General features: G+C 63.9%; 20 protein-coding genes. 11 read left to right on the forward strand and 9 right to left on the reverse strand.

The window, feature by feature from the left end; genetic code table 11:
• Window positions 1-4: 4 nt before the first annotated feature.
• Window positions 5-1,063, forward strand: coding sequence for an AI-2E family transporter (locus ACT53K_RS04910; RefSeq protein WP_476227438.1), 1,059 nt, complete (start codon window positions 5-7; stop codon window positions 1,061-1,063).
• Between the two features lie 307 nt (window positions 1,064-1,370).
• Here the strand turns inward: ACT53K_RS04910 and ACT53K_RS04915 are convergent, their stop codons facing one another.
• Window positions 1,371-1,589, reverse strand: a complete 219-nt coding sequence (locus ACT53K_RS04915; protein WP_084581907.1) for a helix-turn-helix transcriptional regulator — start codon at window positions 1,587-1,589, stop codon at window positions 1,371-1,373.
• Between the two features lie 769 nt (window positions 1,590-2,358).
• On the opposite strand from ACT53K_RS04915, the gene ACT53K_RS04920 reads away from it, so the two are divergent.
• The 3 genes from ACT53K_RS04920 (at window position 2,359) to ACT53K_RS04930 (ending at window position 4,468) form a co-directional block, all read left to right on the forward strand.
• A complete protein-coding gene (locus ACT53K_RS04920; protein WP_476227439.1) occupies window positions 2,359-3,267 on the forward strand; it encodes an ArdC family protein in 909 nt (302 codons plus the stop codon).
• Window positions 3,264-3,467, forward strand: coding sequence for a sigma factor-like helix-turn-helix DNA-binding protein (locus ACT53K_RS04925; protein WP_476227440.1), 204 nt, complete (start codon window positions 3,264-3,266; stop codon window positions 3,465-3,467). The genes ACT53K_RS04920 and ACT53K_RS04925 overlap by 4 nt, the downstream gene beginning before the upstream one ends.
• Window positions 3,468-3,544: 77 nt before the next feature.
• Window positions 3,545-4,468 carry a HEPN domain-containing protein gene (locus tag ACT53K_RS04930; protein WP_476227441.1) on the forward strand — a complete coding sequence of 308 codons (924 nt, stop codon included), beginning with the start codon at window positions 3,545-3,547 and terminating at the stop codon, window positions 4,466-4,468.
• 42 nt (window positions 4,469-4,510) lie between these two features.
• On the opposite strand, the gene ACT53K_RS04935 is transcribed toward ACT53K_RS04930, so the two are convergent.
• The 3 genes from ACT53K_RS04935 to ACT53K_RS04945 all read right to left on the reverse strand — a co-directional run bounded on the left by ACT53K_RS04935 (window position 4,511) and on the right by ACT53K_RS04945 (window position 5,673).
• Window positions 4,511-5,020 carry a Ros/MucR family transcriptional regulator gene (locus ACT53K_RS04935; RefSeq protein ID WP_476227442.1) on the reverse strand — a complete coding sequence of 170 codons (510 nt, stop codon included), beginning with the start codon at window positions 5,018-5,020 and terminating at the stop codon, window positions 4,511-4,513.
• Window positions 5,021-5,120: 100 nt separating this feature from the next.
• Window positions 5,121-5,336: a conjugal transfer protein TraD gene (locus tag ACT53K_RS04940; RefSeq protein WP_476227443.1), complete on the reverse strand. Its 216-nt coding sequence runs from the start codon at window positions 5,334-5,336 to the stop codon at window positions 5,121-5,123.
• Between the two features lie 13 nt (window positions 5,337-5,349).
• Window positions 5,350-5,673 (reverse strand): conjugal transfer protein TraD, encoded by a 324-nt coding sequence (locus ACT53K_RS04945; protein WP_476227444.1) that lies wholly within the window; start codon window positions 5,671-5,673, stop codon window positions 5,350-5,352.
• A 171-nt stretch (window positions 5,674-5,844) separates the two neighbouring features.
• Here ACT53K_RS04945 and traA point away from each other — a divergent pair, with 171 nt between their 5' ends.
• The 3 genes from traA to ACT53K_RS04960 all read left to right on the forward strand — a co-directional run bounded on the left by traA (window position 5,845) and on the right by ACT53K_RS04960 (window position 12,826).
• Entirely contained in the window at window positions 5,845-8,868 is a 3,024-nt protein-coding gene (traA, locus tag ACT53K_RS04950) for a Ti-type conjugative transfer relaxase TraA (RefSeq protein WP_476227445.1), read from the forward strand.
• 2 nt (window positions 8,869-8,870) lie between these two features.
• Complete coding sequence (locus tag ACT53K_RS04955; protein ID WP_476227446.1) at window positions 8,871-9,575, forward strand: DUF6118 family protein; 705 nt, start codon at window positions 8,871-8,873, stop codon at window positions 9,573-9,575.
• Between the two features lie 722 nt (window positions 9,576-10,297).
• On the forward strand, window positions 10,298-12,826 hold the full coding sequence (locus ACT53K_RS04960) for a hypothetical protein (RefSeq protein WP_476227447.1): 2,529 nt from the start codon (window positions 10,298-10,300) through the stop codon (window positions 12,824-12,826).
• 233 nt (window positions 12,827-13,059) lie between these two features.
• On the opposite strand, the gene ACT53K_RS04965 is transcribed toward ACT53K_RS04960, so the two are convergent.
• Window positions 13,060-14,295 (reverse strand): tyrosine-type recombinase/integrase, encoded by a 1,236-nt coding sequence (locus ACT53K_RS04965; protein WP_476227448.1) that lies wholly within the window; start codon window positions 14,293-14,295, stop codon window positions 13,060-13,062.
• Between the two features lie 337 nt (window positions 14,296-14,632).
• Between ACT53K_RS04965 and ACT53K_RS04970 the strand changes: the two genes are divergently transcribed.
• Window positions 14,633-15,922, forward strand: coding sequence for a tyrosine-type recombinase/integrase (locus ACT53K_RS04970; RefSeq protein ID WP_476227449.1), 1,290 nt, complete (start codon window positions 14,633-14,635; stop codon window positions 15,920-15,922).
• Between the two features lie 12 nt (window positions 15,923-15,934).
• Here ACT53K_RS04970 and cueR read toward each other — a convergent pair whose 3' ends face one another.
• The 4 genes from cueR to copC form a co-directional block, all read right to left on the reverse strand.
• Window positions 15,935-16,327, reverse strand: coding sequence for a Cu(I)-responsive transcriptional regulator (cueR, locus tag ACT53K_RS04975; protein ID WP_476227450.1), 393 nt, complete (start codon window positions 16,325-16,327; stop codon window positions 15,935-15,937).
• Entirely contained in the window at window positions 16,324-18,693 is a 2,370-nt protein-coding gene (locus tag ACT53K_RS04980; RefSeq protein WP_476227451.1) for a heavy metal translocating P-type ATPase, read from the reverse strand. The genes cueR and ACT53K_RS04980 overlap by 4 nt, the downstream gene beginning before the upstream one ends.
• Before the next feature lie 65 nt (window positions 18,694-18,758).
• Complete coding sequence (copD, locus tag ACT53K_RS04985) at window positions 18,759-19,706, reverse strand: copper homeostasis membrane protein CopD (protein WP_476227452.1); 948 nt, start codon at window positions 19,704-19,706, stop codon at window positions 18,759-18,761.
• Entirely contained in the window at window positions 19,706-20,077 is a 372-nt protein-coding gene (gene copC, locus ACT53K_RS04990) for a copper homeostasis periplasmic binding protein CopC (protein WP_476227453.1), read from the reverse strand. The genes copD and copC overlap by 1 nt, the downstream gene beginning before the upstream one ends.
• 170 nt (window positions 20,078-20,247) lie before the next feature.
• Here copC and ACT53K_RS04995 point away from each other — a divergent pair, with 170 nt between their 5' ends.
• Genes ACT53K_RS04995 through ACT53K_RS05005 form a run of 3 tightly spaced genes read left to right on the forward strand, consistent with a single transcriptional unit; the run spans window position 20,248 to window position 21,532 of the window.
• Window positions 20,248-20,529 carry a hypothetical protein gene (locus tag ACT53K_RS04995; RefSeq protein ID WP_476227454.1) on the forward strand — a complete coding sequence of 94 codons (282 nt, stop codon included), beginning with the start codon at window positions 20,248-20,250 and terminating at the stop codon, window positions 20,527-20,529.
• Window positions 20,526-20,966 carry a periplasmic heavy metal sensor gene (locus ACT53K_RS05000; protein WP_476227455.1) on the forward strand — a complete coding sequence of 147 codons (441 nt, stop codon included), beginning with the start codon at window positions 20,526-20,528 and terminating at the stop codon, window positions 20,964-20,966. Before ACT53K_RS04995 ends, ACT53K_RS05000 begins: the two co-directional genes overlap by 4 nt.
• Window positions 20,963-21,532 (forward strand): RNA polymerase sigma factor, encoded by a 570-nt coding sequence (locus ACT53K_RS05005; protein ID WP_476227456.1) that lies wholly within the window; start codon window positions 20,963-20,965, stop codon window positions 21,530-21,532. Before ACT53K_RS05000 ends, ACT53K_RS05005 begins: the two co-directional genes overlap by 4 nt.
• The last annotated feature ends 26 nt before the right edge of the window (window positions 21,533-21,558 follow it).

A 21,558-nucleotide genomic window follows, 5' to 3' on the forward strand; every position in this document is an offset into this window, starting at 1 on the left:
GCCCATGACGTTCGCCCGCGCCTTTGCACTGGCGCTGCTCGCCGTTGCGACGCTTGCCTTTGTCTGGCTGGTTACCCCGTTTTCGGGCGCCATCCTTTGGGCGGTGATCGCGGCGGTGCTGTTCGAGCCGCTCAATGCGCACCTGCTGCGCGCCATGCCGCGCCGGCGCAATCTGGCTGCGCTTGTCACGCTGCTGACGATCATCGCGCTGGTGGTGGTGCCGGCAGTAGTGCTTGGCGGCGCACTGTTGGGCGAAGCCAAGGCGCTCTATGCGCGGACGCAGAGCGGCGACGTCGATTTCGACCGGCTGTTTGCCGGCCTGCAGCGCGAATTGCCTGCCTGGGCGCGGGCCTGGCTCGGCGATGTCGGTCTCAGCGACATGGAGGGGCTGCGCGCCAAGCTCAGCCAGGGTCTTGCAACCGGCTTCCAGGCGGTGGCGGCCCGGGTGCTGAGCGTCGGCCAGGGCACACTGGGCTTTTTCCTCGATTGGGGCGTGATGCTCTATCTCACCTTCTTCCTGCTGCGCGACGGCCGCGAGATTGCGGGACGGATCGAGCGTGCCTTGCCGATCGAGGGCCCGCAGCGCGCGATTCTCGTCGCCAAATTTCTCGCCGTGATCCGCGCCACCATCAAGGGAAGCCTGATCGTCGCTGTCCTTCAGGGCGCCACCGGCAGTCTGACCTTCTGGATTCTGGGGATTCCAGGCGCGCTGTTCTGGGGGGTGGCGATGGGTGTCTTTTCGCTCTTTCCCGCAATCGGCACGGGGCTGATCTGGGTGCCGATCAGCCTCTACCTGTTCGCCACTGGGGCCGTGTGGCAGGCGACGTTGCTGTTCGCGTGCGGCTTTTTCATCATCAGCAGCGTCGATAATGTGGTGCGTCCGATCCTGGTCGGCCATGACGCGCGCATGCCGGACTATATCGTGCTGCTCGCCACGCTGGGCGGCTTCGAGTTGATGGGGTTCAACGGCTTTGTCGCAGGGCCGATCATCGCGGCGCTGTTCCTTGCTGCATGGGAAGCATTCTCGCTGCCATCGGCTGGCGCTGAGCGACCGAAAAGGTAGGTTTCGACAAGCTGTAGAGAAAAGGGCGAAGGACGTTTCGCGCCACTGGCACGACCGCGCTCTATGCCGCTACGCTCCACCGAGCCCCTGGCGGGTCTCGGCCGCTGGCGCGGTGACGATCGCTAACGCAAGGGCCGGCGGTTCGCCGGCATGCGGACAGCGCTGCGCGCTGGCCGCCTGGTTCGGCGCATTGCTCGAGCGGTGGGAGGCTGTCACCCTGCCGTGCGCCAGCCCGGATCGCAGGAGCATGCTCGTGACGGATCGGATCTGATCCTCAGGCTGTCGGCTGCTTGGGTAGTGGCCATCCCTAATCAGAAACTTGGTTTGGGGACCCGTGCATCGGGTTGTCGAGCCACGCTGCGATCGCCGATTCCCGCCAGCCCATGCACCGCGTGCTAATCCGCATGTTCTTGGGAAAGGTGCCGGCTGCCATTTTTCGGTAGAGGGTGGAGCGGGTCAGGCCGGTGCGTGCGAGCACGGTCTTGATCCGGAGAATGCGGTCGGGTGGGTCGGGATGGATCTGCATTGCTATTACCTTGCATCGTTTGCGGGTTGGTGGAGCGCCCCGGGACAAGTTTGCATCGAGCGGGGTGGTCGGCAAAAGAGCCTTGCTGGGGTAAGAAGAGGTCGTTCTGGGGACTCTTCCCGCCGAATTGCTGCGCAAGATTGCTCGCGAATTGGGGGCGGCGGTCTCATGGCGTCCCACGCCAGCGGCGTGACTGCGCTCGCACGCCGCTGACGCGGCGCCGAGTCGGAATGGCCGTCTCGGCCCTGCGGGTTTTGATCGCGGACGCTGGCCGATCCTGCGGACCGGCGGCCGGCAGGTGCCGGCAGCGGAACGCGGGGGTGGTGCGCGCGCTGGCGCACGCCTGCGGCGACCCCAGGGCGCGCGAGGTATTGGTGCCCGCGTGGCACACTTGCCCGGGCGGGAGGCACGGGCGGCGGCTGGCGCACGTGGTGGCGCGCGCACGCCGCCCATGCAGGCCCGCCCGGTTGCAAGGGTGCGGTTCTTGGTCCGGGCGCCGCTGGCGCCCGGCAGCGCGGGTGCGCTGACAGGGCGGTCGCCGCGCTGCGGCGCGGCGGCGTTGGTGCGCCGGCACGCGCAAAGGGCAGGGGGAGCGTCGCTCGCCTCTAGTCCTGCCGCGGCATGCCGCAAGCCGGGCTTTGCCCGGCTCCTCCACGGTGTTCCGGCCCTGCGGGTGCGGCCTGCCTCCGACGGCAGGACTGCCGGTTCGCTCCTGCCGCTCCCCCCGCCCTTCCGGCGCCGGTTGCGGTGTTTTGGAAGGAGCAGGACCATGGGTGTTGGACAAGAGAACCGCGCGAGCCTCTATGCCGAGGTGACGGGACGGGTGATTGCCGAACTGGAGCAGGGGCGGCTGCCCTGGGTGCAGCCTTGGGATGCGGCGGCATGTGGCTGTGCGATGCCGGCCAATGCGGTGACCGGGCGGCGCTATTCGGGGATTAATGTGCTGATCCTCTGGGCGGCGGTGATCGAGGGGCGGTATGGCTCGCAGCGCTGGCTGACCTTTCGACAGGCCCAGGCGGCCGGAGGCACCGTGCGGCGGGGTGAGCGGGGCACGACGATATGTTATGCGGATCGCTTCACGCCCAAGGACGAGGCCGAGCGGGCGCGCGACGAGGATCGCGAGGCGCGGCAGCTGGCGTTTCTGAAGCGGTTCACCGTGTTCAATGTCGACCAGTGCGAGGGATTGCCCGAGCGACTGACTGCGGTGCAGCAGGGCGAATCTGTGGCCGAGGCCGACCGCATTCAGGCTGCGCATGCGCTGATGGAAGCGTGCGGCGCCGATATCCGGATCGGGGGCGGGGAGGCCTATTACAGCCCGGCGGGGGACTATGTCGCTGTGCCGCCGCAGCTGGCGTTTTACAATCGCATCAACTGGTATCGCACCGTGCTGCACGAGTTGGGGCATTGGACCGGGCACGGTTCGCGCTTCGACCGCGACCAGTCTGGGGCGTTCGGTAGCGCCGCCTATAGTCGGGAAGAGCTGGTTGCCGAGATGACGAGCGCGTTCACCTGCGCGTCGCTGGCGATCCGGCCGACGGTGCGGCACGCCGATTATATCGGCAGCTGGTTGGCCGTGCTGCGCGAGGACGAAAAGGCGATCTTCCGCGCGGCGAGCGCTGCCAGCAAGGCGGCCGATTACCTGCTCGGGTTCGTCTCGGACGGGGAGGCGGGGCAATGATGCGCTGGCTTCGCCTACGGCGGATGCGCCGTGCGTTTCGGGCACTACCCGAGCGGGACCGGGCGATCTTCGGATCGGTGCGGTTCGACGATTTGGACTATATCGAAACGGCCAGGCGGCATGGCTGCACGGTAGGGGACGTGGAAGAGACCATCACCCGCGTAATCATTACCCTCGACCGCGCCCTGAGGGGCAAATGACTATGACAGAGTCCACACCTCGCCCGGCCGCGCCGGGCGAGGTGTACGCCGCGGCATCAGCGCGTTAGGATCGATCCATGAGGACTAGCCTCGACCATCTGCCCCCAGCCAAGCAGCGCGAGCTGGAGCGTGTCGTCCAGATCCTGTTCGAGGAGTTTGGCGACGCGATCGCCATCGCCACGTCGGACTGGAAGAAGCAGGCGCGCATCCTCAAGGTCATCCTGTACGGCAGCTATGCGCGCGGCGGCTGGGTCGACGAACCGCATACCGCCAAGGGCTATCAGTCGGACTTCGACCTTCTGGTCATCGTCAACAGCGACAAACTTACCGATCGGGTGGAGTTCTGGGCAACCGCCGAGGACCGGCTGAACCGCGAACTGGCGATCACGAAGACGCTGCGCACGCCCGTCAATTTCATCGTGCACACGCTGCAAGAGGTGAACGATGGACTGGCGCATGGCCGCTATTTCTTCATGGACGTCGCCCGTGACGGCATTGCGCTGTACCAGAGCGATCCTAGCGAACTACACCAGCCTAAGCCGAAGACACCAACGCAGGCGCTAGCGATGGCGCGGGAGTACTTCGACGAGTGGTTCCCCGCAGCCATCAAACGCTTTGAAGCGGCCCGCTTCCTAATCGAAAAGGAATACTCCAAGCAGGCAGCGTTCGACCTGCATCAGACCGCAGAAAGCCTCTACCACTGCGTGCTATTGGTCTGCACCTTCTACACCCCGCATGTGCACAATCTGGCCTTCCTGCGCACCCAGGCCGAGCGGATCGATCCGCGCCTGATAGACGCTTGGCCACGCGATCAGCGCGTCGACCGCTCGCGCTTCGAAAAGCTGAAGGAAGCCTATGTGAAGGCGCGCTATTCGAAGCATTACCGCATCAGCGCCGAGGAACTGGCGTGGCTGGGCGAACGCGTCGAAGTGCTGGGTCAGGCGGTGCAGGTGATCTGCGAAGAACGCATCGCGGCGCTGAAGCAAGCTGCCGCCGCATGATCGTCGCGCGCCGAGGCATCGAGCCTCGGCGCGCGATTGAATTCAGGCAGCCGGTGCCGCCTTCGCGCGCGGCTTGCGCGCCGGCTTCGGGGCAGGTGCTTCGGCAGGCGCGTTGCGTGCTGCACGGCCCTTTGCGCCCAGACCGATCTTGTGCGCCATCGCGCGGCGCTGCTCCGAATAGGTCGGCGCCACCATCGGATAATCGGACTTCAGATTGTAGCGCGCGCGATATTCCTCGGGCGTTAGGCCGTGCGTGCTCAGATGCCGGCGCAGGGTGCGATAGGGCTTGCCGTCGATCAGCGAGATGATGTGGTCTTTCGAGGCCAGCGATTTGCGGACCGAGACGGCCGGCGTGAATTCTTCCGACGCAGGTTCTTCGCTCGCAACTTCCGCGTTCACGACCCCACCCGAAAGTTCAATCACATCTGCATGCATCTTCCGCAGAAACGTGGAGACATCGTCCATCGTCGCGCGATTGTTCGGGTTCGATAACCAGGCAATGGTGAGGTCGCTTGCGAGTTCAACGGGGTCTGTATTGCTCTGCTCAGACATTCTGCGTCCCTGCTCCTTGATTTGCGGCATAGTGCCGGCAGTAGGATTATAGGAGCGTATGTAAAGCGTCTGCTAAAATATGTTGGAAGATGCGGGGGGACTACTCATTCTGCAGCTGCTCGAAGGCGCGACGCCCGCGTCGTCGCCATAATGTCAGCGCCTGATCACGTTGTTCGCTTTTCAGCGTGGCAGCAGCGTCGATCATCACACCGAACAATACAGCGCGATCGTCGTCGGTGAGTTCGACCAATCCGGCTTTAGCAATCAGGCCACCGAGCTCGATCAGCTGACGCGTTCGCTCGCGTCGCTTCACCATCCACTCCCGCGTATCATTCCGCGCCTGTTGCGCTTCCAGCCGGTGCCGTGCCGCCGTCAGCTGCCGCAGCCGATGCCGCACGCGAACGAGCGCCGCCGCGAGTTTTTCCCTGCCGTTGAAAGAAGGCCGCGCCACGCTGGCGCCAGTCCTCCCGTGCGATCATGTCGGACGCGTCGACAGCCGCGAGCAAAGCGCCCGCCAGCTGCTCGACCGGTAGCGCATCGGCACCGGTCGCGACCACCAGCTCGCCGAACTGCTGGAGTTTGGCTTGTTTGAGCTGTCGTGCCTTTCTGTCGAGCGCCTTCAGTTCCGAATCAAAGTCCCGTGGTTTGCGCATCGAAATCTCCACAGTTGATGGGTGATGTTCGGTGATTTAGGAACCGTGTCGATCAGCGCAAATTTCGTGAAACATCTTGGGATTATCACGTCGCGAAAAAGATGAAATCTTTTGAGGGCGCGCTTATACGTCGTGCCGACGTCGCTTGTTTGGTGTAAATGGATTGCCGCTATGGCGATCTACCATTTCTCGGCCAAGATCATCAGCCGCGCCAGCGGATCGTCGGCGCTTGCCGCTGCCGCCTATCGCTCCGCATCGCGGCTGCACGATCAGCGGCTCGATCGGCATCACGACTTCTCGAACAAGGCCGGCGTCGTCCATTCCGAAGTGCTGCTGCCGGACGGCGCGCCGGAGCATCTCGCCGATCGGGAGAAACTGTGGAATGCCGTCGAGGCCGTCGAACTGCGCAAGGACGCGCAACTGGCGCGCGAGATCGAATTCGCCATCCCGCGCGAGCTGAACCAGGCCGAGGGCATTCGGCTGGCGCGGGAGTTCGTCAAGGCAGAGTTAGTAAACCGCGGGATGGTCGCCGATCTCAATGTCCATTGGGATATCGGCGCCGATGGCGAGCCCAAGCCGCACGCGCATATCATGCTGGCATTGCGCGAGGTGGATGCCGAGGGTTTCGGCAAGAAGAACCGCGACTGGAACCGTCCCGACCTGCTGGAGACATGGCGCGAGCGCTGGGCCGGGCACGTCAATGCGCGACTGGCCGAACTCGATATCGACGCACGTGTCGATCACCGGTCACTGGAAGCGCAGGGGATCGAGCTGGAGCCGCAGCACAAGATCGGCCCGGCTGCGGCGCGGATGGCCGAACAGGGGCTGTCGTCCGAGCGCCTGGAAGAGCATCACGAGATCGCGCGTGCCAATGGCGAGAAGCTGCTCGCCAGTCCGGCGCTGGCGCTCGACGCGATCACCCGCACCCAGGCGACCTTCACCAACCGCGATCTGGCGATGTTCGTGCATCGCCATAGCGAAGGGAAGGAGCAGTTCGACCAAGTGATGGCGGCGGTGCGCGCGGTGCCCGAGCTGGTGAAACTGGGCAAGGACGGACGCGGCGAAGATCGCTTCACCAGCCGTGACATGATCGAGACTGAAGCGCGGCTGGAGCGCGCGACGGTGAAGCTCGGCGCCCGTCGCGGCCATGGCATGGACGAGCCGCATCGCAAGCTTGCCTTGGCACGCGCCGAGATGCGCGGATTGGTGCTGTCGAGCGAACAGCGCAGTTCCTTCGATCATGTCACCAGCGGCAGGGATCTGGGCGTGGTCGTCGGCTACGCCGGCACCGGCAAATCGGCGATGCTCGGGGTGGCACGCGAAGCGTGGGAGAGCGCTGGCTATCAGGTGCACGGGCTGGCGCTGTCCGGCATCGCCGCCGAGAATCTCGAAAGCGGCTCGGGCATCACGTCGCGCACCATTGCCAGCATCGAGCATCAATGGGGACAGGGTCGTGAACTACTGACCGACAAATCGATCCTCGTGATCGACGAAGCCGGCATGATCGGCACGCGCCAGATGGAGCGGGTGATCGCCGAAGCCGAGAAGCGCCGCGCCAAGGTGGTGCTGGTCGGCGATCCGGAGCAGTTGCAGGCGATCGAAGCGGGGGCGGCGTTCCGGTCGGTCGCCGAGCGGCACGGCGCCATCGAGATCACCGACATTCGCCGACAGCGCGACGACTGGCAGCGGCTGGCGACGCGCCAGCTAGCGACCGGCCGAACGGCCGAGGCGCTGGAGGCTTATGCCGAAGCCGGCATGGTCCTCGACTCGGAGACCCGAGTCGAGGCGCGATCGGCGCTGATCGAGCGCTGGGATCGCGAGCGAATCGCCGATCCGGCAGCGTCGCGCATGATTCTGACCCACACCAACCAAGAATGCGATGAACTGAATGCGCTGGCCCGGGATGCGATGAAACGTAGTGGGGCGTTAGATACTGATATTGCTGTCGAAACCACGCGCGGAGAACGCTTGTTCGGGGCCGGCGACAGGGTCATGTTCCTGCGCAACGAACGCAGCCTCGGTGTGAAGAATGGTAGTCTCGGCACCATCGAACAGGTCGATCACGCCCGCATGGCCGTGCGGCTCGACGACGGTCGCAAGGTCGCTTTCGACCACAAGAACTATGGCGACGTCACCCATGGCTTTGCCGCCACGATCCACAAGGCGCAGGGTGTTACTGTCGACCGCGTCCATGTGCTGGCGACGCCAGGGCTCGACCGGCACGCTGCCTATGTCGCGCTGTCGCGGCACCGCGATGCGGTGCAGCTTCATTATGGTCGGGACGACTTCGCCGACCAAGGCAAGCTGGCCCGCACGCTGTCGCGCGACCGGCCCAAGGACAATGCCCTCGACTATGAGGCAGCCGCCGAGCGCTTCGCCATACGACGCGGTGTCGAGCGGTCGCGCATCCTCGATACGCTTGCCAGGGAGCCGCTTGCCGAATCCGAGCGTAGCGCGCCTGCACCCGCCCGGCGCCGGGGAATGTTCGACGGATTGCGGCTGTCCATACCCGAGCCCGAACGGGCGCCAACCAAGCTGCGCTTCGATGGGCTCAAAATCTCGGTGCCGGCGGCTGCGCCCGAGGCGTCCGCGACCCAGAAGCTGGAGCGGGCGGTCGAAGGCTATGCGCGTGCCGTGCAGGATGCAGGCCGCATGACCGGCCAGGGCCGCGCGCCGCTTGAAGTGCAGAAGGCGGCACTTGCGCGCACTGCCGAGGCGGTCAACGCGCTGTATCCCCACGGCGCACGCGATCTCGATATGGCCTTCGAGCGAACGCCGGGCCTGGTCAGCGAAGCGGCCAATGGTCGCACCGCCAACGCCATTCGCCAGATGCAGCTCGAAGCAGAAGTGCGCACCAATCCGGAGATGCGCGCGGATCGGTTCGTCCAGGCTTGGCAGCAGCTCCAGGCGCGTCGGGGCAAGCTGAGCGGGTGGGAGAATGAAGAGAAGCGGGCTGGTGTCGAGAATGCCATGCGATCGATGGCGAAGGGGCTGGAGAAGGACCCGGCGCTCGGCGCCGCGCTCAGTCGGCGCGGCAGCGAGCTGATCGGCCGGCAGTGGTCGCCGGAATGGGCACCGGGCAGCCGCGATGGCGGTGTGGGCCGGGCCCTCGGCGACGATGCCCGCACCCGTTCGATCATCCGTCAGCTCACCTTCTCGATCGATCGCGATCGGGGTCTTGGGATTGGAATGTAGCCATGGGTATCCACGAACCTCCCGTAGAAGCGGACCAGACCGTCCAGGCGTTCAACGACATGTCGCGCAAGCTTGCTGGGCTGACCGCTGCGGTCGACGGCTTCGCCGCGCGGCAGCAGGAATTGCATGCGCGCGACTATGGACCGGACTTGAAGAAGATCCGCGACGGCTATGAGAAGGTATGCGGTGCGATCAACATCCTGGCCAAGCGGCCTGCGATGGCATTGACGCCGCAGGATGTCGCTAAGCAGATCGAGGCGGCTGGCACGCAGGGACGAGCGGACGATCATCGCGCATGGAACGGCGCCAGCCATGCCCTTGCCGGCACAGTCCAGGAATTGAAGGTGATTGTCGCGTCGGCCCATTCCGCGGAGACCCAGCAGCTTTGGATCGCGGGGGCAGCCGCTTTGGCGCTATTGATCGGCTTTGCGTTTGGCACTGTTGTGCCCCCGGTTATCGCTCAGCTCGCGCCCGAGAGCTGGCATTGGCCAGAGGAACGGGCTGCGGCGATCCTCAGGCGAACACCTTGGGACGCGGGCGTGCGGCTTATGCAGGTTGCCGATCCGCAGCAGGCGCGGGCACTGGCCGACGCCGCCCGGCTCGCGAAGGACAATGCGGATGTGCTCGCAGGATGCCGTAAACGTGCAGAGCAGCTCAGTGAACCGATAAAGTGCTCCATCGAGATCCACCAAGCAAAGAGCGATTGATGCGGGTGGGGCCGCTTCTGGGCCGTTTTCTGCCGGTCAGCTTTCAATGTGGGATCGCTGAAAGCTGCCTCCGCTAGATGGCGGGCCCTTGCTGTAGGCCACGCGGCCTCCGCCAACAGAACGAGACGCTAGCAGCCGAATTGCTGGGGTTATGCCGCTTCGTCCTTCGGGAAGCGGCGAACAACTCGACCATCCAACCGATGCGACACGATCTGTCGCTTCGATGCTCCACGTTGCGACTCGCGATGAACACGAGTCGCATCAACGATGGAGAACCAATATGAGCGAAGGTCGAGGCGGCGGGAGCTACCGCAGCGCGACTAGTGGGCGGTACGTCACCGCCAAGCATGGCAAGGCCAGCCCCCGCACCACCGTCCGCGAAAGCGTCGACCGGAGCGGGAGCTCGGGCAGCCACTACCGGAGCGCCATCTCGGGGCGGTACGTGACCACCGCGCACGGGAAACCGCCACCGACGTGTCTTGGGACAAAGCCGCCTTTTCCGAGTTCCGGCCTGAACGTCAACTCCTGGCGCGAGCCGACATTCAGCGTTCGCTGGATAGCCTTCGCAGGGCAGCTGCAACTGGGTTGTCTGCGAAATGTCGGCTTCAGGATGTCAGACATTCGATAGCTCACGCAGGCCTAGCTTGACAGGAGGCTTGGCAGCAGGACCATGTTACGCGATCTCTGGCCGCCTGCGGCCAACAGCCGCTTTCGAGGAACTGATGACCGTGAAGCAATCAAAGGAGCTCATCGACCGGTTGAGCGACATTCGCACCAGCGGCGGGAATGAAGCCGATACGCGATTCAAAGTGATCGACGACGTGCTCTGTTCCATTCTGGGTTGGGATAAGAACGACTTCCATCACGAGGAACGGGTCTCGGAAGATGGAGCGGACTTCTACTTGGATTACTTGATCAAAACCGCCCAGACCTCGCTGCTTGTGGAGGCCAAACGCGCTCAGGTAGACTTCTCGAAGCTTCCCTCTCGCCGCCGTGCCGCACTCAAAGGGTCATGGATGACAGGCGATTTGAAGAAGGCGATCATACAGGCGCGAGATTATGGCCGAAAGAAGGGCGTGGGCTTTTGCGCCGTAACGAACGGCGATGCTTGGATAATCTTCCCGATAAACCGGCGTGACTTAGTCAGCTTCGAAGACACATACGCAGTGATTTTTCCGGACGCCGAAACGGCGCTCGACTCCGACGCTGAGGAGTTCTCTGCGCTACTCTCACGAGATTCGGTTATCGACGGTTCACTAGAGCGCGAACTACTTGGCGGAGATAGCAATCAGCTGGAAAACCGCCGCCTCAACAAGATTTACGACACGTCGTTCTCCAAGATTAATCGGACGACCATGTTTTCCAGTATCGAGGACGAGATTGTAACTGCGTTCTCAGAAGAACTGGTTTCGAAGAATCCCGCGCTACTTGAAAAGGCCTACGTCGAAACAGCCGACCGAATTAAGTTTGATGACCGGGTGAAAATGGCCGTTCTGAGGCGTGCACAGGTGATCAATACGCGCCCAATCAGGCCAGTTGGACGGGCCGGCGTCAGACCGGCAGCAGAAAAGATTCTCTCAACTCGTATTCAGAGCCAGCCCGTGGCCTTGTTGGCACTAGGCTTAGTGGGTGCGGGCAAAACCACCTTTTTAAACTATGTAGAAAAGGTGAGTGGAAAAGACTTTTTTAACCAGACGCATACAGAACCGCAAGCTCATTGGTTGTATATAGATTTCAGAGATTATTCTAAATCCATCAACCCCAGAGATTACATATTTGATTCCATCTTCAAGTACATCTCTGAAAATACAGTTCTAGGTGACTACGAGAAAACTATAAAGAAGGCTTACGCGGATGAGATGAAGGCGTTGATGCGAGGACCGTTGGCCGTTATGAAGGGCAATCAGGAGGCGATCGACGCAAAGATAGCCGAAATCCTAATGAGGGATTACGAAGCCAAGGCTCCTTATTGCAAGAGAATACTTTCCTACATCTCGGGGAATACGCCACTTTTTCTTGTCATTGATAACGTCGACCAACAGGAAGACGCCAACATCCAAGAGAATATTTTTCTCGAAGCTGTGGCTATCGCCAGAGAGGCTGGAATGAATCTAGTCCTCGCAATGCGCGACGCGACCTACGTTAAAAACAGGTCTTCGGCCGTATTTGATGCTTTTACTTTTGACGCCATATATATCGACGCGCCACATATTCAATCAGTGCTATCTAAGCGCTTTGCGATAGCTGAACATCTGCTCAAGGGCAAAAAGTTCGAGATGACCAGCGATGGTGGGGCCCGGGTCACTGTGACGGATGCGTCGACTGTCATCGACATGCTTAGCGCTAGCGTGTTAGGCACCGAGGTTGGCAATCTAATAGAAGTTTCTGCGACTGGTGATGTGCGCTTGGCGCTTAGCATGACCAAGCAATTTCTCCAGTTTGGATACTCTACCTCCTACAAGTCGTACTTGGCTTTTCAAAACACCCGTCGCTATCAATTCCCTGTTCATGAGGCAATGCGTGCTATCATGTTCGGAAATCAGTCGATCTATCGCGATGAGTTCTCGCCGTTCATCAATCCATTCGACGCAAAAACGGGACGGTCGGAGAGTCAATTTCTACGCCTCTATATCATGTCGGCGTTAGTTTGGGCAGCGTCGACGAAAGCCTTTCAGGGCTTAGAGGCCGGAGAGATTGTAACCTCTCTTGAGAAGCTCGGCTTTAGCAAACGCATTACAGACAAAGTTATTACTGACCTCATTGCGGGTAGGCTGTGCTTTTCTCGATCTCATCAGGACTATGGCGCCGACAGTGTTCTAGTGCCTTCGAGATTGTGTGGATATATCGTACGGGACCTAGTTGCGAGATTTGTGTTCATTGAAACTACGATATTTGACACCTTTATCTACGACGACGTAGTCTGGCAGCAGGTAAAAACATCAATGAAGCAGGTTTATTCTGAGAGGAATCTTGTAACTAAGTTTAGGACTCGTAAGGAGATCGCTCGTATCTTTTTCAACTGGGTTGAAAGCGAAATGCAGAAGCTCTGCAACGAAGCTGCAAAGCGAAATTTGGGGCCATTCTGGACGAATAACCCTCTCACTCGTGTGAAATCTGAGTTTCAAGACGAGCTTGACCGTGCTTTGCGATCAGCCGTCCGCAACTACGGTTCGGACAAGGATCGGGAAATAATGGGACTGCCACTGTTTAGAGACGCAAATGGCGATAGCCCCTCAGTGGCAGCGCGTTAGCTGCCTGGCGAACTGGCGGTATAAGTCAACCAGAAGCAGGCTTACAGCCCGATCGGGCCGCCGGGAGGTCGATGCAAAACCTTAAAGCAGCGTTCTATCGACAACCTTGCGGCGGCCAAAACGGCAGTTTTCATCAGAACAAGTCATTCGTTGGAACAGGGTTGAACGACTGGCTCTGGTCGACTGCGGCCTCCGCGTGCTGCTGATCGGCGGTGGCGGCTTCTCCCATCCGGCTAACCTCGATTCTCAGCCGCTTGTCCGAACTTCCCGTTCAACACCTTCGCACCGTCGCGCAGGAAATCTAGGTGGTCGGACCAGTGCTGCATCATGCGCACGCGTTCGTCCCAATACTCGCCTCGTGTGTATGCGCGGCGGACGGCATTGTTGTCGCAGTGCGCGAGCTGTCGTTCGACGGCGTCGGGGTGCCATAGACCCATTTCGTTTAGCAGCGTGGCCGCCATTGCGCGGAAGCCGTGGCCGGTCATTTCGTCCTGCGCATATCCCATCCGGCGGAGTGCTACATTGATCGTGTTCTCCGACATCGGCTTTCGGATGGAGCGGAGGGATGGGAAGAGATAGCTGCTATAGTCTGCGTCGTGCTCGATCAAGGCAAGGATCGCGAGCGCCTGGCGGGAGAGGGGGGTCGCATGGGCTCGCCGCATCTTCGTCTTGTGCGGCGGAATGGTCCAGATCGCCCGTTCCAGATCGAAATCCTGCCATTCTGCGAAACGTAGCTCGCCAGGGCGCACGAAGACGTGTGGCAGGAGCCGCAGCGCCGCGAGGGTGTTCGGCTGCCCCTGGAAGCCCTCTATGGCCCTCAGAAGCTCTCCTGCGGCCCTTGGCGTGGTAATTGCGGCGCGATGTGCTGGCTTGGGCGCGATCAGTGCGCCGCGGAGGTCGGCGGCGACGTCGCGCTCGGCGCGGGCGGTCGCAATCGCATAGCGAAATACCTGCGAACAGGTGCTGCGGAGTCGCTTCGCCGTCTCGTAACGCGCGTTGCCTTCCATCTTCCGCAGCATCAGAAGCAGCTCCTGTGCGGAGATCGCAGCGATCGGGCGCTTGCCGATCGACGCGTTGATGAAACCGAGAAGCCAGCGCAGCTTCTTCATCGTGACCGGCGAGCGGCCTTCCTTTTCAACCTTGGAGAGCCATTCGTCCGCGACCGCTTCGAAGCTTTTGGAGGCAGCGACGGTCGCCGCTACCCGATCGAGTTTGATCCGCTCGGCGGGATCTTCGCCGCGGGCCAGCACTTTCCGCGCGGCATCACATTCGGCGCGTGCCTCTGCCAAGCCGGTGTCGGGCCAAACCCCGAAAGCGAGGGTCTTTTGCTTCCCATAATGACGATAGTTCATCCGCCAATAGCGTCCGCCGGATGGTGTCACGAGCAGGTAGAGCCCGTCTCTATCGCTTAGCTTGTAAGCCTTGCCGCGAATCTCTGCGGCTTTGATGGCAGCCACCGAAAGCGCCATGATGGTATCTCCCGTCGAAGCGACCGGCACATGCCATCAAAAATACCATCAGCTTGCTGGTATGTAGTGGCATTCTGCCAGCTTGAATGAGAGACTTATACCACCAAAAACCCGCAGAAAACAGCCAGTTATGGCATGTTCTGGAATGCCTTGGGAAGGCAAGTTGGTGACCCCTACGGGAATCGAACCCGTGTTTCAGCCGTGAAAGCCATAGAACAAAACGTGTTCGGACGTCCTCGGACGCTAATGATTACAATACCTTAGCGAAGTTGCATCCTTGCCGATCCGGGCAAATCCGGCTAGGATAAGAGAGAAAAAATCGAGGCCCGCTTGTCTCATGGCTCGTTCCGCCGTCGAAGCCCGGATACAGGACCGCACCGCCCGTGCGCGGCTGAGCCCGCGCAAGCGGCCCTATTGGCGCCAGCTCTCGCAGGGCCAGTTCCTCGGCTATTATCGCGGCAAGTTGAAAGGCGCCTGGATCGCCCGGTACCACGACCCCGAAACGCTGGCCTATGTGACGGGCACGCTCGGCGAGGCCGACGACGTGCGCGAGGCCAATGGCCGCGACATCCTCAGCTACAAACAGGCCTTCGATGCGGCCCTGCACTGGATCGAGATCGAGCTCAACGGACCCGCGGCCACCAGCGATCCCGAAATGACCGTCGGCGACGTGGTCAGCGCCTATGTCGCGATGCGCGATGCGCGCCGCTCCAGCCAGGCCGGGCGCCCCCTCAATTCCGACGCCCATTACAAGCTCACCAGCTTCGTGCTCGAAGACCTGAAGCTGTCCTCGGTGACGATGGCGGCGCTGAGCGAAAGCGACCTGCGCGCCTGGCAGCTGCGCCTCGCCCGCAAGAAGCCGTCCAGCATCCAGCGCATCGTCAACGATTTGAAGGCCGCGCTCAACGCGGCCTTCGTCGAGCATCGGAAAGTGCTGCCGGCCGACTTGCCGACCACGATCAAATACGGCCTCAAGATCGACACCCCCGAAGTGCTGATCACCACCGCGCGCGACAACCAGATCCTCAGCGACGACCAGGTCCGCCGCATCATCGCGGCATCGATCGCGCTCGAGGAGGATTTCGGGCGGCTGGTCGTGCTGCTTGCCGCCACCGGCGCGCGCTTCTCGCAGCTCGCCCGCATGAGCGTCGGCGACGTCCAGGCCGAGCATTCGCGGCTGATGATCCCGCAATCCTTCAAGGGCCGCAAGCGCCAGCTCCAATATATCCGGGTGCAGGTGGGCGCCGACACGCTCGCCGCGCTGCGGCCGGTGACAGAGGGCAGGGCGCTCTCCGCGCCGCTGCTCGAACATTGGCGCCACCGCCAGACCGGCCCGATGGAATGGGAGCGCGTCGACCGCGCGCCCTGGAGCGCGCCCTCCGAAATGACCCGGATGTGGAAGCGCGCGGTCGCCGATGCGGGGCTGCCGGCCGCGATCATCCCCTATGCGCTAAGGCATAGCTCGATCGTGCGGGGGCTTCGCGCGGGACTGCCGATCCGGCTGGTCGCGGCCCTCCACGACACCTCGGTCGCGATGATCGAGCGGCATTATTCGCGCTGGATCACCGAAGGCCTGGACGAGCTCGTGGCACGCGCCGTCGTGCCGCTGCTGCCGATCGCGGCCTGAGCGGCGTGCGCTCTAGCTATCGCGGGCCAGTTCCTCGATGATCGGGCAGTCCGGGCGCGCGTCGCCATGGCAGCGCTCGGCCAAATCGACCAGCGTGCGCCGCATCGCCTCCAGCGCAGCGGCCTTGCGCTGCAATTCCTCGGCGCGGGCCGTTGCCAGCGCCTTGACCTCGGCGCTCGCCCGGCTGCGGTCGTTCCACAGGTCGAGCAGCACGCGGATCTCCTCGATCGGGAACCCCAGATCGCGCGCATTGGCGATGAAGCGCAACCGGTGGAGATCGGCTTCCGAATAGTCGCGATATCCGCTGTCCCGGCGAGGGGGCGCCGGGATCAGGTCGAGCTTCTCATAATGCCGGATCATCCGCTGCGAGACGCCGCTCGCCTTGGAGGCCTGCCCGATATTCACAGCTTCACCGTGTTGAGCCGCAGCGCATTGAGGACGACCGTGAAACTCGACAGCGCCATCGCGGCGCCGGCGAACATCGGCGACATCAGGATGCCCGCCACCGGATAGAGCACGCCGGCTGCTACCGGCACGCCGATGCCGTTGAACAGGAAAGAGAAGAACAGGTTCTGGCGGATGTTCGCCATCGTCGCATGGGCGAGCCGGCGCGCGCGCACCATCGCCGAGAGATCCCCCTTGGTCAGCGTCATGCCCGCACTTTCGATGGCGACGTCGGTGCCGGTCCCCATCGCCACGCCGACATCGGCGGCGGCGAGCGCGGGGGCGTCGTTGATGCCATCGCCGGCCATGGCGACGCGCGCGCCCTTGGCCTTGAGCTCGCCGACGATCCGCGCCTTGTCCTCGGGGCGAAGGTCGGCATGCACCTCGTCGATGCCGCCGATCGTGCGAGCGATCGCCTCGGCCGTGCCGCGGCTGTCGCCGGTTAGCATGACGATGCGCAGCCCTTCGGCATGAAGCGCCGCGATCGCGCCCCGCGCCGTTTCCTTGATCGGGTCGGCGACCGCGAGCAGTCCGGCGACCTTGCCGTCGATCGCGACCAGCATCACGCCTGCGCCGCTGCTGCGATGCCGTTCGGCGGCAGCCTCGAGCGGCACGGGATCGGCGCCGACCCGGCGCATCTGGGCGGCGTTGCCAACCACGACCGTGCGCCCGCCGACGCGCCCGCTGATGCCGAGGCCGGTCTGCGAGTCGAATTCCTCGACGCCCTCAAGCGTCAACCCGCGCGCCTCGGCCGCCTCGACGATGGCATGGGCGAGCGGATGCTCCGAGCGGCTTTCCACCGCAGCCGCCGCCGCGAGCAGCGCGTCCTCGGCCGTGTCTGCGACGGGCTCGACCGCGACCAGCTTCGGCCGGCCCTCGGTCAGCGTACCGGTCTTGTCGATCACCAGCGTGTCGACCTTTTCGAGCGCCTGGAGCGCCTCGGCGTTCTTGATCAGCACCCCGGCATGGGCGCCGCGTCCTGTGCCGACCATCACCGACATCGGGGTGGCGAGGCCGAGCGCACAGGGACAGGCGATGATCAGCACGGCGATTGCGTTGAGGAGCGCGTGACCGAAGGCGGGCTCCGGACCGACGAGGTTCCAGACCACGAGGGCCAGAATCGCGATCAGCACGACCAGCGGCACGAACCAGCCCGAGATGCTGTCGGCGACCGCCTGGATCGGGGCGCGGCTGCGCTGCGCCTCGGCGACCATCTTGACGATGCGCGCGAGCACCGTGTCCGAGCCGACCGCGCGCGCCTCGATGACCAGACTGCCGGTGCCGTTGACCGTGCCGCCAGTGAGCTGCGCCCCGGCTTCCTTGAGGACAGGCGCGGGCTCGCCGGTCAGCATCGACTCATCGACCGACGAGCGGCCCTCGAGCACGATCCCGTCGACCGGCACGGCCTCGCCCGGGCGCACGCGCAACCGGTCGCCGGCGACGATATCGGCGAGCGTCACTTCGGACTCGCTACCGTCCGCGCCGATCCGGCGCGCGAGCTTGGGCGCCAGATCCATCAGCGCGCGGATGGCGCGTCCGGTGGCGGCGCGAGCGCGCAATTCGAGCACCTGCCCGAGCAGAACGAGCGTCACCACCACACCCGCGGCCTCGTAATAGACCGGTACCATCATGCCGTGCTGGCGGAAGCTTGGCGGGAAGAGCTGCGGCGCGACCGTCGCGACCAGGCTGTAGAGGAACGCCGCGCCGACGCCGAGCGCGATGAGCGTGAACATGTTGTAGTGGCGCGACTTGAGCGACGCCCAGCCGCGCTCGAAGAAGGGGAGGCCGCCCCACAGCACGATCGGCGCGGTCAGCGCGAGTTGGACCCAGGGCGAGGCCATCGGGCTGACCAGATGCAGTCCGAGCATTTCCGCGCCCATCGACACCGCGAGCAGCGGCACGCTCAAGATCGCCGAGACCCAAAGCCGGCGCGTGAAGTCGACGAGTTCGGGGTTGGGCCTGTCGTCGAGCGTCGGCGCCTCTGGCTCGAGCGCCATGCCGCAGATCGGGCAGGTGCCGGGGCCTTCGCGCCGGATCTGCGGATGCATCGGGCAGGTCCAGATCGCGCCGGGTGTGGCCTCGGGCTCGGGGCGCGGCGTGTCGCCAAGGTAGCGCTCGGGGTCGGCCAGGAACTTGGTCCGGCAGCCGGCGCTGCAGAAATGGAATTCCGCGCCGTCATGCCATGCATGATGCGGGGTCGTGGCGGGGTCGACGGTCATGCCGCAGACCGGATCCTTGACCTGCGCCGCGGCGTCCGCCGCGGAGGCGCCATGGCCGGCGCAGCAGGTCCTGGCGTGATCGTGATGGGCGTGGTGGTCGTGATTCATGTGTCGATTCCTCCAACGCCACTGCAGATAGGGTCTGACATCATGTCAGGGTCAAGACCCCCTATTCAGCCGGGCAATCCCATCGTGGACGCAGGCGGCTCGAGCGTGCCCAGCCAGGCAACCAGTGCCAGCACGGCGATCGCGCAGCCGGTTTCGATCGTCAGGCTGCGGCGGAGCGCGCGGAGCGCACCCCTATGGTCGGCCGCCGCGAGCGAACGCTCGAAGGCCGGAACCAGCCGGAACCGGTTGCCCGCAGCCAGCGCCGCCATCGCGCCGAACAGAACGAGCTTGGCGATCAGCAACTGGCCGTAGTGGCTCTCCGGCAGCTTGAGGACGTTGGCAGGACCGACCAGCAGCCAGCTATTGACCAGACCGGAGACGATGATCGCGCCCACCGCGATCGTACCGACCAGCGAGAAACCGGCGAGTACGCGGTGCGACAGGAGGAGATGGTCGGGATGCGCCGCTTCGCGCCGGCGGAACAGGAGCAGCATCAGCGCGACCAGTGCGCCCACCCAGATGCCGGCGGCCCAGAGATGGACGATGTCGGCGACGAGGTGGAGCCAGCCGAGCGCGCCTTCGTCCATCGCGCCGTGCCCGGCCCAGGCCAGGCTCGCCAGCGCCGTCGCCCCGGCTGCGGCGACGAGCGTCAAGGCAAGCGCCGCCCGCCGCCGCAGTGCGAATAGCGCCACGAGTGCAAGGGCGAGCGCTGCTATCCGGACCAGCCAGGCGGTGCCGATGCTTGTACCCCCCAGGATCATCTGGATGGAGGCGAGATCGACCGAGGCGAGCGGGACGCCCGCCATGCCGGCGGCAAGCGTCACCAGGCCGACAAGCGACAGCACCACGCCCAGCGCGGCACTGCCCCACAGCCACGGGTCGAGCGCGATCGCGCCATCGAAGCGCCGCTCCGTGCCGCGTAGCGCATAGAGTGCGAACGCGGCGAGCCCGAACAGCGCCATCAGGTCGAGATAGAGCCCGAGCCTGATCGCGATGCCGCCCATGTCGGCCATTACTTGACCTTGAAGCTGAAATTGCCCTCGACGCGGTGCGTATCGGTCGACACGACATGATAGCTGAGCTTGTAGCTGCCGGTCGGCAGCGCCTTGGGCAGCGTGACGACCAGCGTCTTGCCGTCCGCTGCGAGCGCGGCCCTGGCCGGCATCTTCATCGCCGCGTTCATCTTCATGCCCGGCATTTCGGTCATAACCAGATCGGCGCCCGAGAATTGGGCGACCAGCGATTCCGAGAAGACCAGCTTGAGCTGCGCGGTCGGTGCGGCGACGCTGTTCGGTGCCGGCGTAGCGGAAACGAGCTTGGGGTGGGCATAAGCCGCAACCGGGGCGACGAGCAGCGCGGCGGCGACGATCGGTGCGAAACGCATATAGGTTCTCCGAAAGCCGGCAACGTGCCGGCATCGGGGAATACGCGGATCCCAACCGCAACCCTCGTCAACGCGGCGAAATTTTTTCCGATCCGCATGGCGGCCAGATTCTTTGAGGGATTGCGCGATTGCCTGCGTAAGAGCGACAAAGGGGTGAGCGGAGCATGATTATGGAACACGATTTGGACGCGGCCCTGCGGCGCCTCTCGGCCGCACCGCTGCACCCCGGTCTCGATTCGATCGAAGGCGCAGTGCTTGGCAGGCTCCGCCATCAGGCGACGAACTCCACGCGCCAGGGAATCGGGATCGGCGCAATCGCCGCGGCCGGCGCGCTGATTCTCGGCGTCGCGGCTGGCGGTTCGGTGCCGGCAACAGCAGCCCAGGGCACCTTGTCGCCGTTCGGGCCGTCGAGCCCGCTCGCACCGTCCACCTTGCTGACGGCAAGCCGGTGAAGCCGACGCGCTGGGCGATTGGCATCGCGGTCATCGCCTTTCTGGCGGGGATCGCCGGCGTGCTGGTGGGCCGCGTTTTGATCGCGCCTCCGCCAGCGCAAGGCGCCGAATTGCACGAAGTCCTACACCATCAGCTGCAACTCGATGCTGGCCAGGAAGCGCGGCTGGAGGCGCTCGAGCAGCAATTCGCGATACGGCGCCGCCAGCTCGAGCTCGAGTTGCGCGCCGCCAACGCGCGGCTGGCCGGTGCCATCGAGGCCGAGCATGGCAACGGCCCCCAGGTTTCCGCGGCGGTCGATGCATCGCACGCGGCAATGGGCGAGCTCCAGAAGGAGACGCTCGCCCATATCTTCGCGATGCGGCAGATTCTCCGGCCCGACCAGGCGCGAAAATTCGACCAGGCGGTGGTGAAGGCGTTGACCGTCGACGCGCGGTGAGCCTTGATCCCGCCAGCCTGACCGACGGCGAGCTCGCAGCGCTCAGCATTGCCGGACGCGACGCTGCCTTTGCCGAGATCATGCGCCGCCACCGCGAGCCGATCTATCGTATCATTGCCGGCAATATCGGGAATCCCGACGAAGCGCTCGACCTCGTCCAGGAAACCTTCGTGTCTGCACATCGCGCGCTCGTCCGCTACGACCCGGACCGCCCCATGCGGCGCTGGCTTGCGACCATCGCGCTCAACAAATGTCGCGACTGGCGGCGCCGGCGTGCGGTCAGGCGTCTGTTTGCCTTCGCGCTCCCGCTCGACGATGCCAGCAGCCTGGTCGCCGAGGATCGCGTGCTGCCGGACGACGAGGTCGCCGACCGCGAGGAAATGGCGCGCGTCGCGCGCGCGATCGCCGATCTGCCTGCGGCACTTCGCGAGCCGCTCGTCCTGCACACGCTCCAGGATCTGAGCCAAGCGGAGACTGCGGCGATCCTCGCGATCAGCGAGAAGGCGGTGGAGACCCGCATCCGCCGGGCACGCCTGAAGCTGGCAGAGCGGCTCGGCACAGGCTGAATCTGCACCCCTTGACCCTGACACGG

It is taken from the genome of Sphingomonas sp. DMC8, from assembly GCF_056314185.1.

What these genes read in the sequence shown, in the direction of transcription:
- ACT53K_RS04910 (WP_476227438.1), top strand. Translation starts at nt 5, where the DNA reads ATGACGTTCGCCCGCGCCTTTGCACTGGCGCTGCTCGCCGTTGCGACG.
- ACT53K_RS04915 (WP_084581907.1), bottom strand. Translation starts at nt 1,589, where the DNA reads ATGCAGATCCATCCCGACCCACCCGACCGCATTCTCCGGATCAAGACC.
- ACT53K_RS04920 (WP_476227439.1), top strand. Translation starts at nt 2,359, where the DNA reads ATGGGTGTTGGACAAGAGAACCGCGCGAGCCTCTATGCCGAGGTGACG.
- ACT53K_RS04925 (WP_476227440.1), top strand. Translation starts at nt 3,264, where the DNA reads ATGATGCGCTGGCTTCGCCTACGGCGGATGCGCCGTGCGTTTCGGGCA.
- ACT53K_RS04930 (WP_476227441.1), top strand. Translation starts at nt 3,545, where the DNA reads ATGAGGACTAGCCTCGACCATCTGCCCCCAGCCAAGCAGCGCGAGCTG.
- ACT53K_RS04935 (WP_476227442.1), bottom strand. Translation starts at nt 5,020, where the DNA reads ATGTCTGAGCAGAGCAATACAGACCCCGTTGAACTCGCAAGCGACCTC.
- ACT53K_RS04940 (WP_476227443.1), bottom strand. Translation starts at nt 5,336, where the DNA reads ATGGTGAAGCGACGCGAGCGAACGCGTCAGCTGATCGAGCTCGGTGGC.
- ACT53K_RS04945 (WP_476227444.1), bottom strand. Translation starts at nt 5,673, where the DNA reads ATGCGCAAACCACGGGACTTTGATTCGGAACTGAAGGCGCTCGACAGA.
- traA (WP_476227445.1), top strand. Translation starts at nt 5,845, where the DNA reads ATGGCGATCTACCATTTCTCGGCCAAGATCATCAGCCGCGCCAGCGGA.
- ACT53K_RS04955 (WP_476227446.1), top strand. Translation starts at nt 8,871, where the DNA reads ATGGGTATCCACGAACCTCCCGTAGAAGCGGACCAGACCGTCCAGGCG.
- ACT53K_RS04960 (WP_476227447.1), top strand. Translation starts at nt 10,298, where the DNA reads ATGACCGTGAAGCAATCAAAGGAGCTCATCGACCGGTTGAGCGACATT.
- ACT53K_RS04965 (WP_476227448.1), bottom strand. Translation starts at nt 14,295, where the DNA reads ATGGCGCTTTCGGTGGCTGCCATCAAAGCCGCAGAGATTCGCGGCAAG.
- ACT53K_RS04970 (WP_476227449.1), top strand. Translation starts at nt 14,633, where the DNA reads ATGGCTCGTTCCGCCGTCGAAGCCCGGATACAGGACCGCACCGCCCGT.
- ACT53K_RS04980 (WP_476227451.1), bottom strand. Translation starts at nt 18,693, where the DNA reads ATGAATCACGACCACCACGCCCATCACGATCACGCCAGGACCTGCTGC.
- copD (WP_476227452.1), bottom strand. Translation starts at nt 19,706, where the DNA reads ATGGCCGACATGGGCGGCATCGCGATCAGGCTCGGGCTCTATCTCGAC.
- copC (WP_476227453.1), bottom strand. Translation starts at nt 20,077, where the DNA reads ATGCGTTTCGCACCGATCGTCGCCGCCGCGCTGCTCGTCGCCCCGGTT.
- ACT53K_RS04995 (WP_476227454.1), top strand. Translation starts at nt 20,248, where the DNA reads ATGGAACACGATTTGGACGCGGCCCTGCGGCGCCTCTCGGCCGCACCG.